The sequence below is a fragment of the Vibrio owensii CAIM 1854 = LMG 25443 genome (genome assembly GCF_000817815.1).
GTDB classification, from domain to species: Bacteria; Pseudomonadota; Gammaproteobacteria; order Enterobacterales; family Vibrionaceae; genus Vibrio; species Vibrio owensii.
This window is the reverse complement of sequence record NZ_JPRD01000048.1, coordinates 171,532-182,530: the sequence shown is the minus strand read 5'-3', so window position 1 is coordinate 182,530 and position 10,999 is coordinate 171,532. Positions and strand designations below refer to the sequence as shown.

Annotated in this window: 13 protein-coding genes; 6 read left to right on the top strand and 7 right to left on the bottom strand. The window is 45.2% G+C overall.

What is annotated here, in order from left to right; genetic code table 11:
• Positions 1-60: 60 nt before the first annotated feature.
• Positions 61-1,032, bottom strand: a complete 972-nt coding sequence (gene ispB / locus H735_RS22945; RefSeq protein ID WP_005437375.1) for an octaprenyl diphosphate synthase — start codon at positions 1,030-1,032, stop codon at positions 61-63.
• Between the two features lie 257 nt (positions 1,033-1,289).
• Here ispB and rplU point away from each other — a divergent pair, with 257 nt between their 5' ends.
• From rplU to H735_RS22920, 5 genes are all read left to right on the top strand, one after another.
• A complete protein-coding gene (rplU, locus tag H735_RS22940; protein ID WP_005437376.1) occupies positions 1,290-1,601 on the top strand; it encodes a 50S ribosomal protein L21 in 312 nt (103 codons plus the stop codon).
• 20 nt (positions 1,602-1,621) lie between these two features.
• Positions 1,622-1,879 (top strand): 50S ribosomal protein L27, encoded by a 258-nt coding sequence (gene rpmA / locus H735_RS22935; protein ID WP_005383095.1) that lies wholly within the window; start codon positions 1,622-1,624, stop codon positions 1,877-1,879.
• 211 nt (positions 1,880-2,090) lie between these two features.
• A complete protein-coding gene (cgtA, locus tag H735_RS22930) occupies positions 2,091-3,266 on the top strand; it encodes an Obg family GTPase CgtA (RefSeq protein WP_005437377.1) in 1,176 nt (391 codons plus the stop codon).
• A gap of 116 nt (positions 3,267-3,382) precedes the next feature.
• Positions 3,383-4,183 (top strand): threonine/serine exporter family protein, encoded by an 801-nt coding sequence (locus tag H735_RS22925; protein ID WP_005437378.1) that lies wholly within the window; start codon positions 3,383-3,385, stop codon positions 4,181-4,183.
• Entirely contained in the window at positions 4,183-4,656 is a 474-nt protein-coding gene (locus H735_RS22920; RefSeq protein ID WP_005437379.1) for a threonine/serine exporter family protein, read from the top strand. Before H735_RS22925 ends, H735_RS22920 begins: the two co-directional genes overlap by 1 nt.
• Before the next feature lie 46 nt (positions 4,657-4,702).
• Here H735_RS22920 and H735_RS22915 read toward each other — a convergent pair whose 3' ends face one another.
• Positions 4,703-5,731, bottom strand: coding sequence for a hypothetical protein (locus H735_RS22915; RefSeq protein WP_020198113.1), 1,029 nt, complete (start codon positions 5,729-5,731; stop codon positions 4,703-4,705).
• A 330-nt stretch (positions 5,732-6,061) separates the two neighbouring features.
• Between H735_RS22915 and folA the strand changes: the two genes are divergently transcribed.
• Positions 6,062-6,541, top strand: coding sequence for a type 3 dihydrofolate reductase (gene folA / locus H735_RS22910; RefSeq protein ID WP_020193955.1), 480 nt, complete (start codon positions 6,062-6,064; stop codon positions 6,539-6,541).
• A 72-nt stretch (positions 6,542-6,613) separates the two neighbouring features.
• On the opposite strand, the gene apaH is transcribed toward folA, so the two are convergent.
• From apaH to surA, 5 genes are all read right to left on the bottom strand, one after another.
• Entirely contained in the window at positions 6,614-7,420 is an 807-nt protein-coding gene (apaH, locus tag H735_RS22905; protein WP_020193956.1) for a bis(5'-nucleosyl)-tetraphosphatase (symmetrical) ApaH, read from the bottom strand.
• A 12-nt stretch (positions 7,421-7,432) separates the two neighbouring features.
• On the bottom strand, positions 7,433-7,813 hold the full coding sequence (gene apaG / locus H735_RS22900; RefSeq protein ID WP_005437382.1) for a Co2+/Mg2+ efflux protein ApaG: 381 nt from the start codon (positions 7,811-7,813) through the stop codon (positions 7,433-7,435).
• 76 nt (positions 7,814-7,889) lie between these two features.
• Positions 7,890-8,699 (bottom strand): 16S rRNA (adenine(1518)-N(6)/adenine(1519)-N(6))-dimethyltransferase RsmA, encoded by an 810-nt coding sequence (gene rsmA, locus H735_RS22895; RefSeq protein WP_009707797.1) that lies wholly within the window; start codon positions 8,697-8,699, stop codon positions 7,890-7,892.
• The gene (gene pdxA / locus H735_RS22890) at positions 8,696-9,694 is read right to left on the bottom strand and encodes a 4-hydroxythreonine-4-phosphate dehydrogenase PdxA (RefSeq protein ID WP_020193957.1); all 999 of its coding nucleotides are present in this window, start codon (positions 9,692-9,694) and stop codon (positions 8,696-8,698) included. The genes rsmA and pdxA overlap by 4 nt, the downstream gene beginning before the upstream one ends.
• Entirely contained in the window at positions 9,684-10,967 is a 1,284-nt protein-coding gene (gene surA, locus H735_RS22885; RefSeq protein ID WP_020193958.1) for a peptidylprolyl isomerase SurA, read from the bottom strand. The genes pdxA and surA overlap by 11 nt, the downstream gene beginning before the upstream one ends.
• Positions 10,968-10,999 lie beyond the last annotated feature (32 nt).

The following is a 10,999-nucleotide window of genomic DNA, read 5'->3' as shown; positions in this document are numbered from 1 at the left end:
TAAGTGAACGGCATTAGAGTAACACTCTTCCTTGTTTCATCAGGGTCTTCTTTTACTAGCTTAGCTGGTACGCTTAACTGCCATGTGGGCTAGAGTAATCAGCGCTTGCTTATAATCAGATTCTGGAAGGATTGCGAGCTCTGCAATCGCTTTATCTGCTTCATCCATTGCTTTTTGCGTGGTGTATTCCAGCGAGCCAGCTTCCTGCATTACCGCTAGAATGTCTTCTAGTCGATCCATGCCATTGGCCTTCTCAATCGCTTCACGAATCATCTGCGCATTCTCTGGCGTGGTATTGCGCATTGCATGAAGTAGAGGAAGCGTTGGTTTGCCTTCAGCCAAATCATCACCAACATTCTTACCCATATCCTCACCGTCAGACGTGTAATCCATCACGTCGTCGATCAGTTGGAATGCTGTGCCCAAATATTTACCGTAGTTCTGGAATGCCACTTCTACTTCTTCCGGCGCATCGTTAAGAATCGCACCAATCTGTGTAGCGGATTCAAACAAACGTGCGGTCTTAGAGTAGATGACCTGCATGTAGCTTTCTTCTGTCGTGTCAGGATCATTACAGTTCATCAACTGCTGAACCTCACCCTCTGCGATCACATTAACTGCGTCGCTCATCAGTTTAAGGATCTTCATTGATCCTAGCTCAGTCATCATTTGGAATGAGCGAGTATAAATAAAGTCCCCAACTAACACGCTAGCGGCATTACCAAACGCAGCGTTTGCTGTCGCTTTACCGCGGCGCATGTCTGATTCGTCTACCACATCATCGTGCAACAAAGTTGCCGTATGGATGAACTCGATAAACGCAGCTGCCATTGTATGGCCGTTACCTTGGTAACCAAGAGCACGTGCTGACAATATCGCCAGAAGTGGTCTTAAGCGTTTGCCTCCACCACTCACGATATAGAAACCGAGTTGGTTGATTAAAGAGACATCAGAATTTAGTTGGGCTTGAATTGTTTCATTCACTTTTGCCATGTCATCGGCAGTAAGCGCTTGGATAGTTTTAAAATCCATCGTATATCCGGCTGAAGTTAGACCCTGCAAGGCTTATTCGATTTATATAATTGTCGAATAATACACTAAAAAACGTTGATTAATACATTACTAAAGGGCATGATTGCCGCACTTTTCTTTGGCGATTAGCTTTTCGCCAATTTTTTCAAAATATGGCTTGTCATAGGGGCATCTCTTCTGTAGAATCTGCGCCCTATTGATGATTAGTTTAGCGCACACCCTCATGAAAAGGCTGTGCGGAAAAAGCGGAGTAAAATATGTACGCTGTTTTCCAATCTGGTGGTAAACAACACCGTGTAAGCGAAGGTCAAACTCTTCGTTTAGAGAAATTAGACGTTGAAACGGGCGCAACTGTTGAATTTGATAAAGTTCTTCTTGTTGCTAACGGCGAAGAAATCCAAGTTGGCGCTCCTCTTGTAGAGGGCGGCAAAGTTGTTGCTGAAGTTGTACAACACGGTCGTGGCGATAAAGTTAAAATCGTTAAGTTCCGTCGTCGTAAGCACTCTCGTAAGCAACAGGGTCATCGTCAGTGGTTCACTGAAGTGAAGATCACTGGTATCAACGCTTAATCTATTAGGAGAGTTTAACAATGGCACACAAAAAAGCTGGTGGTTCTACTCGTAACGGCCGCGATTCAGAAAGCAAACGTCTAGGTGTTAAACGTTTCGGTGGTGAATCTGTTCTTGCAGGTAACATCATCGTTCGTCAACGTGGTACTAAGTTCCACGCTGGTAACAACGTAGGTATCGGTAAAGACCACACTCTATTCGCTCTTACTGAAGGTAAGGTGAAGTTCGAGGTTAAAGGTCCTAAGAACCGTAAGTTTGTAAGCATCGAAGCTGAGTAATTTTACCTTTTAGGTTAATTACTAAAGCTTTATAGCTGAATTCAAAAGCCCTGCCGATTCGGCGGGGTTTTTTATTTGTAGCAGTCGACATATTCAAGTTTCTCGTTTTGTCCCTGAGCGGTTGGAATCTGGGAGCTTAGATCTGTCATCTGCTAAAATTGTTTGATGGCAAATCAGATTTAATCCACGCACGAAGTAGTCGGAGTAAAAGATGAAGTTCGTAGATGAAGCGGTAGTAAAAGTTCAGGCTGGTGACGGCGGTAGCGGCGTTGTAAGTTTCTGGCGTGAAAAATTCATCACTAAAGGTGGCCCAGATGGTGGCGACGGTGGTGATGGTGGTGATGTATACATCCAAGCCGATGAAAACCTAAATACCCTGATCGATTACCGTTTCCAACGCTTTTACGAAGCAGAACGCGGTGAAAACGGTCGCGGCGGTAACTGTACTGGTAAACGTGGTAAAGACATCACACTTCGCGTACCAGTGGGTACTCGCGCAGTTGATATCCACACTAACGAAATCGTTGCAGAAGTAGCAGAACACGGTAAGAAAGTGATGGTCGCGAAAGGCGGCTGGCACGGTCTTGGTAACACGCGTTTTAAATCTTCAGTAAACCGCGCGCCTCGTCAGAGAACGCTAGGTACTAAAGGTGAAATCCGTGAAATCCGTCTAGAGCTATTGCTATTGGCTGACGTTGGTATGCTTGGTCTACCTAACGCAGGTAAATCAACCTTTATCCGCGCAGTATCAGCAGCAAAACCAAAAGTAGCAGATTACCCATTTACAACGCTGATCCCAAGCTTGGGTGTGGTGAGTGTGGTTCCTGAGAAGAGCTTTGTGGTTGCAGATATCCCTGGTCTAATCGAAGGCGCAGCTGACGGTGCTGGTCTAGGTATTCGCTTCCTTAAGCACCTAGAGCGTTGTCGCGTATTGCTACACATGATTGATATCATGCCTATCGATCAGTCAGATCCAATTCAAAATGCCCTAACCATCATTGATGAACTAGAGCAGTACAGTGAGAAACTAGCAGGTAAACCTCGTTGGCTAGTTTTCAACAAAACGGATCTGATGCCGGAAGAAGAAGCGAATGAAAAGATCCAAGAGATCTTGGACGCGCTAGGTTGGGAAGACGAGTTCTTTAAGATCTCAGCGATCAACCGTAACGGTACAAAAGAGCTTTGCTACAAGTTAGCAGACTTTATGGAAAACCTACCTCGCGAAGAGGAAGAAGTTGCTGAAGAAGATAAAGTGAACTTCATGTGGGATGATTACCATAAAGACGCAATCGCTGGTAAAGACGTTATCACTGAAGAAGATGACGACGATTGGGATGATTGGGACGATGAAGAAGACGACGGTCACGTTGTTTACGTCCGCGACTAATCGCTAGCTAATTCATTAAGCCGCAATGTTTATTGCGGCTTTTTTTGTATCTAAATCATGTTTAGACGATGTGATTTGCGGCACAATAATGAGCTTAACGGACTTAGGAAGTATTTATGACATCGGAAGTTATACCGTCTTGTGCAACGACGGCATCCAACCAAAGGGCCATTTCTCGGCTCGTTGCCCAAGCAGGGCAAATGCTCTTAGCCCACGGGGCAGAAAGTACGCTTGTGAGTGACATCATGCAGCGCATCGGTATTGCCTGTGGTGTCAGCGAAGTGGCAGTGGCATTATCTGCGAATGCTTTGGTTGTAACGACAGTCAAAGACGATCATTGCATTACAACGACCAGAAGTTGTGCCGATCGCGGGATAAACATGCGAGTGATCACCCAGATCCAACGAATTTGTATCATGATGGAGCGCGGCTTGCTCGATGTGAGAATGGCGCAGAAGAAACTCAACACCATTAGCCCTGAGCGCTATAACCGTTGGTTAGTGGTGTTCATGATCGGCCTTTCTTGTGCGGCCTTCAGCCACTTAGCGGGTGGAGACTTAGGTGTGTTTGTCATGACGTTTCTTGCTTCTGCAGGCGGTATGACCGTTCGACAAGAAATTGGTCACCGCCACTTTAATCCTCTTCTCAACTTCGCTGTCACAGCGTTTGTGACCACCCTAATCTCTGCTCAAGCGGTCATTTTTGACATTGGTAACTTGCCAACCGTTGCGATGGCATCTTCGGTATTGATGCTAGTACCCGGTTTCCCACTGATTAACTCAGTTGCCGATATGCTAAAAGGCCATATCAACATGGGCATTGCGCGATTTACCATGGCGAGCTTATTAACCTTAGCGACTTGTCTCGGTATTGTTGCGGCAATGGAAGTAACGGGGATTTGGGGGTGGATGAGCTAATGAGCGTATTTGAACTCATCTTAGGGCTGTTGAACGATATGTTCTTCGCCGCTATTCCTGCCGTTGGTTTTGCTATGGTGTTTAATGTGCCGCAGAAAGCACTCAAGTACTGCGCGGTAGGTGGTGCGATTGGTCATGGCAGTCGTTACCTAATGATGCACTTTGGCTTGCCAATTGAATGGGCAACGTTTTTTGCAGCGACGCTAGTAGGTTTGATTGGTGTGCATTGGTCCCATCGTTTTCTTGCTCACCCTAAAGTCTTCACTGTGGCTGCTTTGATTCCTATGGTTCCGGGTGTATTCGCATATAAGGCCATGATCGCCATGGTAGAGATAAACCACTTAGGTTACTCACCTGAGCTTATTGCGACGTGCATGGAAAACTTTCTTAAGGCGATGTTTATTATTGCTGGCTTAGCGGTTGGCTTGGCGGTTCCGGGGCTGTTATTCTATCGCCGCAGACCAATAGTTTAAATTGATATAAAGGGCACTGACACTGTGCCCTTTCTTCTCTATGTGGTCAGCAATCTCTCGAGCTATTTTTGCAGTTAAAGATATTAAAGGAGTTAGGTTGGGATAAATCTACTTCCTCACCACCAACAGTGACTTGCTGAGAAAGCTTATTGTTACTAACTTCGCCCGGTGGGAACCAAGTGTATTGATATCCAATTACGTTATATGTGTTGGAAATATGCATGCCTATTGGTGAATTCGATTTTGCATCAACTTCATGCCCTCGAATCCAGCTTGGTAGGTAATTTGGTGATGGATAAAGGTTATCGAATTCACTTGGGTATGCTTCTCCAGTTCCTTTTTCTGCTAGACAAAATTGAACGCCAGTTTGACGACTCGTTAAGCAAGCCTTTTGAGCTCCAGAGTCAACAACAGCCATAGATTTTACTTTTTGTAAGTTAAGTTCTAAGCCATTATTCGTGGTGATTTTCTGTAGGCGATCATTTGTGGTTGTTTGCTCAAATGAGTAAGAGGCTTCCGATAGTAGTTCCTCTTGTGCCGATACTTTTACTTTTAAACCGAAGGTAGGTCTAACCTCGATCGGTTGGTCGTAAATGAAATCAGGCAGTCTGTTAACTTTTCTATCTTTTGGAAGACAGTACATCTGATCAGTCGAAATGTTTCGTAAACAGCCAAGGTTTTTATCACTACCAACGACTTTCATTGAGGCTGGTGCTGAAACATCAATAATTTCTCCTTTCGATGATTCAGCGTTTTTCAGCTCTTCATTAAGAACAGTGCCCACCACATAGACTTTTCTTGTTTTATCTGCCAAGTTATCGACATCTGATAGGATGACTTCTGTTCCTTGCTCAGCTTGAACATAGACTGGTTGGCGATAAAACTCATCAGGCAAGCGAGATAGGGGTTCTTCCCCTTTTTGCTGACAAAACTGCTGCCCAGTAGAAACTAAAACAAGACACGCATGAGGTTTGTATTTTGGGATTGTTTCACTACTTGAATCTGTAGCATGTGCGTTATTAGCAAATAATGCACATGCTGAAAGCAATATTGCTGAAGCATATTTGTGTTCCATGTATCCATCCGATTGTTGAGGTTGCAATTAAACGCTATTACAGAATGTTTTAACCGCGAATATGATTATTATTAATCTTGGTTGAATGTTATTGGATTATTCAGGTGTAACTTATCGTTAAGGTTTTAAAACCCATTATTAATCTTAATTCGTTTTTAAATGCCTGATTGCCAAAGAAATGTACGCCACTTGGGTTACTCACCTGAACTTATTGCGACGTGCATGGAAAACTTTCTTAAGGCGATGTTTATTATTGCTGGCTTAGCGGTTGGCTTGGCGGTTCTGGGGCTGTTATTCTATCGCCGCAGACCCATAGTATAAGGATCCAATATGATCATCAGCATGATTGCCGCGATGGCAGACAACCGAATCATCGGTAAAGACAACCAGATGCCTTGGCACCTTCCTGCCGATTTTGCATGGTTTAAGCGTTGCACCATGGGCAAGCCAGTTGTTATGGGGCGTAAAACCTATGAGTCTATTGGGCGTCCATTACCTGGTCGTTTGAACATTGTCATCAGCCGTGATGCTTCACTTTCCATTGAAGGTGTTTCGACGGTCACGTCAATTGAGCAAGCACTTGAGGTTGCTGGTGAAGTAGAAGAAGTCATGATCATTGGTGGCGGAGCGATTTATGCAGCGTGCCTACCTATGGCTAATAAACTGTATGTTACTCATATTGAAGCTGAAATTGATGGAGATACTCAGTTCCCAAATTGGGGAACTGAGTTCAAAGAAACGTACTCTGAAGCGTACCAAGCGGATGAGAAAAACGCTTATAGCATGCGTTTTACGATTTTAGAAAAATAATCAAATTGAGCCCAATAAGAAAAGCACCGTCAATGCGGTGCTTTTTGTTTTCTCGTCCGGCAATCAGAGCCGTTAACTGAGTGCTTCTTGAGTGAAGACTTGCTTGTCTTCCCAACGAATCATGGTGAGCGAACCGCCCCAAACGCAGCCAGTATCAAGACCAATTATGCTTTCATCGATATGACCTTGTAGTGCGGCCCAGTGCCCAAATAGCACAGCTTTTTCTAGTGGGACTCGTTGTGGCAGCTTAAACCAAGGCACAAGCTCATCTTCCGACACTTCTTGCGGTGGCAGTTTACAGTCCATATCTAAGCGACCATCAGTAAAGCAAAAACGCATGCGAGTAAACGCATTGATGGTGTAGCGATAACGATCGAGACCCGACAAGGACTCATCCCAAAGATCGGGTTGGTTGCTGTACATGTTTTCTAGCAGCCAAGGTAGCTCTTTACTTTGTATGATGCTTTCAACTTCACGTGCGCACGCTCTTGCAGTATCAAGAGCCCACAGTGGAGAGATACCAGCGTGGCACATAACGAACTCGTCATGCTCGGCCATAAGAGGTTGCTGAGCCAACCAAGTAAGCAGCTCTTGTTTATCTGGAGCAGAAAAAATAGGTGCAGTCTTGTCCTTGTCTTTGACTTTTTTCAGCCCTTGCGACACCGCCATTAGGTGTAGGTCATGATTACCAAGTACCACTTTAGCACTGTCACCCAGAGACTTAACAAAACGCAATGTTTCTAGAGATTTAGGTCCGCGAGCGACGAGATCTCCCGCTAGCCAAAGCTGGTCGTGTTGTGAAGAGAAACTAACCTGTTCCAGTAGCTGCTGAAGCTCATCAAAACAGCCCTGAATATCACCAACAATATAAGTCGCCACTGAATCTCCTGATTAATTTAAGACGTTTGGAACCGCTAAACGGAATGGATCAATCTCGGTGATAAATTGCTGTCCTTTTTCATCCAACAACATGTAGTGTCCTTGCATAACACCAACCGGTGTTTCAAGCGCAGTTCCGCTGCTGTAAGTGTACTCGTCATTACCTGGAATAAACGGCTGTTGACCAACCACACCTTCACCTTCGACCGTCATTTGTTTACCGTTTGAATCAGTGATTAACCAGCGACGGCTAACTAATTGGACAGTTTGTTGGCTGAGGTTTTTTATTGTGATGATATAAGCGAAGACATATCGCTGCAGTTCTGGGTTGGACTGTTCTTCAATGTATTTGGTATGAACTTGGATTTTGATGCAAGGTTGAATGACGTCCATGTGCACTCCTCGAGAAACGTTGTATCCCAATAATAATAAGCCAAACCGGCAAGGGTTTGGCTTATCGTTTGAGTTCTTATTGCTGCGGGTTATCCGCGAGCCAGTTCGCCATGGCGACGAATTGTTGTAGCGTTAGGTTCTCTGGACGCATGCTAGGGTTGATACCCAGTTCTTCAAGTACTTCAGTACTTAGTAGCGACTTGTAGCAGTTACGTACAGTCTTACGGCGTTGGTTAAAACCTTCGCGACATACACGCTCCAATAAACGTAGATCTTTTGCTGGGTGCGGCAGCTCTTCGTAAGGAACCAAGCGTACTACGGCTGAGTCTACTTTCGGTGGCGGAACAAATGCCGTTGGCGGCACTTCTAGTACTGGTACCACTTTACAGTAGTACTGTGCCATTACAGTTAGACGGCCGTATGCTTTGCTACCAGGACCTGCCGCTAAGCGATTTACCACTTCTTTTTGAAGCATAAAGTGCATGTCTTGAATGTCTTTATGGAATTCAAACAGGTGGAACATCAATGGTGTAGAGATGTTGTATGGCAAGTTACCGAAGATACGTAGCTTGTTGTTTGGCTTCACTAACTGCGTGAAGTCAAAGCGCATTGCATCGCCTTCATGAATCGTAAGTTTGTCTGCCAATTCAGGGTGGTTACGTAGACGTTCTGCTAGGTCACGGTCCAATTCGATAACCGTGAACTTGTCGACTTCGCGACCAACAGGCTCGGTGATTGCACCTAGACCAGGGCCGATTTCAACCAGGTTTTGCCCTGGTCTTGGGTTAATTGCTGATACGATGCCATCAATAATGTATGGGTCGTTCAGGAAGTTTTGACCAAAACGTTTACGCGCTTTGTGTCCTAAATGGACATCATTTCTCATTGTTTCTTCTCTACCAATTCTATCGCATGCGTGAGCGCTGTTCGGAAGCTCCCTGTATCCGCTTGACCTGTCCCTGCCAGTTCTAATGCAGTACCGTGATCCACCGAGGTTCTTATAAAAGGTAGACCAAGAGTAATGTTTACTGAACGACCAAAGCCTTTGTATTTCAAAACTGGCAATACTTGATCGTGGTACATGCCTAAAACAGCATCAGCATCGTTTAAATACTTTTCATTGAAAATGGTGTCTGCCGGTAATGGACCGATCAGATTGATTCCTTTTTCTTGTCGAATCTTTTCCAACGTCGGAGTGATGGTCTCGATCTCTTCGCGACCCAAACAGCCATCTTCTCCCGCATGTGGATTTAGCCCGCAAACATAGATGTTTGGTTGGGAGATGGCAAATTTTTCTACAAGATCTTTATGAAGAATATCGATGATTTTTTCTAATCGCTCTTCCGTGACGGCTTTAGATACGTAAGCCAAAGGAATATGCGTTGTTACTAGAGCAACTCGCAGCCCTTCGGTGGCTAGCATCATCACGACCAACGGTGTGTTGGACTTCTCGGCGAAGAATTCAGTATGCCCACTGAACGCAACACCAGAGCGATTGATCACCCCCTTATGTACAGGGCCGGTGACAATAGCATCAAATTCAGCATTCATACAGCCCAAAGCGGCTCTTTCTAGTGTTTTTAACACGTAGTGGCCGTTGGCTTCATTGAGTTGACCCGCGATGACATTTTCTGCCATTTCGATATGGTCAACGATCAAGGTGCCTGCTTTTTGTACCTTTGGTGCTTCTTCTGGATTGTAATCAGTCAGTTGAACATCAATGCCAAGCAAGTTGGCACGTTCCAACAGCATATTTTTGTCTGCGCAGACGACGATTTGGTGTGCCCAGTCTTCCTTAGATAGAGCCAGTACCAAATCCGGGCCGATACCCGCAGGTTCCCCTGCGGTCACGACGATTCTGCGAATCGAATTAGTTGCCATCATTGTCATCCACGATTTCAACGAATGCGCTTGCGCGTAGCTCTTGCATCCATGCGCCAGCTTCTTCATTAAACTTACGGTTAAATAGAATTCGGTAAGCTTTGTTCTTCATTGCTGAGTCTGTACGGTCAACTTGGCGACGGTCTAGAACTTCAACAATGTGCCAACCGTGTACCGTTTTGAAAGGTTCACTGATTGAGCCTACAGGTAGTGTTTCTACTTGGTGCTTAAATTCTGGTACGTACAAATCAGGTGTTTGGTAACCTAGCTCACCATTTTGAGCCGCTGAACCAGGATCTTGGCTGTACTGTGTTGCCAGTTGAGCAAAGGTAGCTTCACCTGCTTTGATGCGACGAATGAACTCGTTTAGCTCTTTCTGTGCACCTTCGTCACTCAAGATAACGGTTGGTTTGATCAGAATGTGGCGAGCATTTACCTCTGTTACCGCTACGGTCTCAAGACCTTTCACATCCTCTACTTTTAGGATGTGGAAGCCGATGCCGCTGCGGAATGGGCCAATAATGCTGCCTTTGTTTTGCATCTTGATCTGGTCTGCAAAGATGGTTGGCATTTCTTCTTTCCGCATCCAACCCCAATCACCACCTTGTAGTGCTTTAGGACCTTTTGAGTAGGTGTATGCCATTTCAGAGAAGTCTGCACCGTCTTTTAGTTTCTTAACCAATGCATTGGCTTCTGCTTCAACTTCTGACTTGTCTTTATCGTCAGAGAAACGAAGTTGGATGTGGCCAATCTTGTATTGAACTGTAGCGTTAGTTTCGGTCGCTAATTGGTCGGCAAGGCTATCGACTTCAGCTGGCAAAATGTTGATACGACGACGAACAAGTGCATTACGAGCTTCAGAAGCAGCAATCTCTTTACGAATCTGCTCACGGAATTCTGGGTAGCTGAGACCTTCAGCTTGAACCGACGAAGCTAACTGCTCCACGCTTTGATTGTTGTTGCGAGCAATTTCAGCGATCGCTTGGTTCAGGCGGTTGTCATCAATACGAACACCGATACGCTCCGCCTCTTGGCCTTGCAATGTGTCGATGATCAGTTTCTCTACCACTTGGTCTTTCAGCACACTTGCCGAAGGGAGACTCTTGCCACTTTGGCGAGCATTAGCTTGCAGCGTTTTCATCGCGGTATTGATGTCGCTTTGTAGAATTACGCCATCGTTAACGATGACTGCAACCTTATCAAGCTCTACTGGCGCTGCTGTCACACCACAAGATAGTAGGGTGGTGAATAAGAGTGATTTCCAAATTTTCATTAAAAATTCCGTCAGTAATGGTGTTTAAGCGT

What these genes read in the sequence shown, in the direction of transcription:
- apaG (WP_005437382.1), bottom strand. Translation starts at nt 7,813, where the DNA reads ATGGACGTCATTCAACCTTGCATCAAAATCCAAGTTCATACCAAATAC.
- rplU (WP_005437376.1), top strand. Translation starts at nt 1,290, where the DNA reads ATGTACGCTGTTTTCCAATCTGGTGGTAAACAACACCGTGTAAGCGAA.
- cgtA (WP_005437377.1), top strand. Translation starts at nt 2,091, where the DNA reads ATGAAGTTCGTAGATGAAGCGGTAGTAAAAGTTCAGGCTGGTGACGGC.
- H735_RS22925 (WP_005437378.1), top strand. Translation starts at nt 3,383, where the DNA reads ATGACATCGGAAGTTATACCGTCTTGTGCAACGACGGCATCCAACCAA.
- H735_RS22915 (WP_020198113.1), bottom strand. Translation starts at nt 5,731, where the DNA reads ATGGAACACAAATATGCTTCAGCAATATTGCTTTCAGCATGTGCATTA.
- H735_RS22920 (WP_005437379.1), top strand. Translation starts at nt 4,183, where the DNA reads ATGAGCGTATTTGAACTCATCTTAGGGCTGTTGAACGATATGTTCTTC.
- ispB (WP_005437375.1), bottom strand. Translation starts at nt 1,032, where the DNA reads ATGGATTTTAAAACTATCCAAGCGCTTACTGCCGATGACATGGCAAAA.
- pdxA (WP_020193957.1), bottom strand. Translation starts at nt 9,694, where the DNA reads ATGGCAACTAATTCGATTCGCAGAATCGTCGTGACCGCAGGGGAACCT.
- folA (WP_020193955.1), top strand. Translation starts at nt 6,062, where the DNA reads ATGATCATCAGCATGATTGCCGCGATGGCAGACAACCGAATCATCGGT.
- rsmA (WP_009707797.1), bottom strand. Translation starts at nt 8,699, where the DNA reads ATGAGAAATGATGTCCATTTAGGACACAAAGCGCGTAAACGTTTTGGT.
- rpmA (WP_005383095.1), top strand. Translation starts at nt 1,622, where the DNA reads ATGGCACACAAAAAAGCTGGTGGTTCTACTCGTAACGGCCGCGATTCA.
- surA (WP_020193958.1), bottom strand. Translation starts at nt 10,967, where the DNA reads ATGAAAATTTGGAAATCACTCTTATTCACCACCCTACTATCTTGTGGT.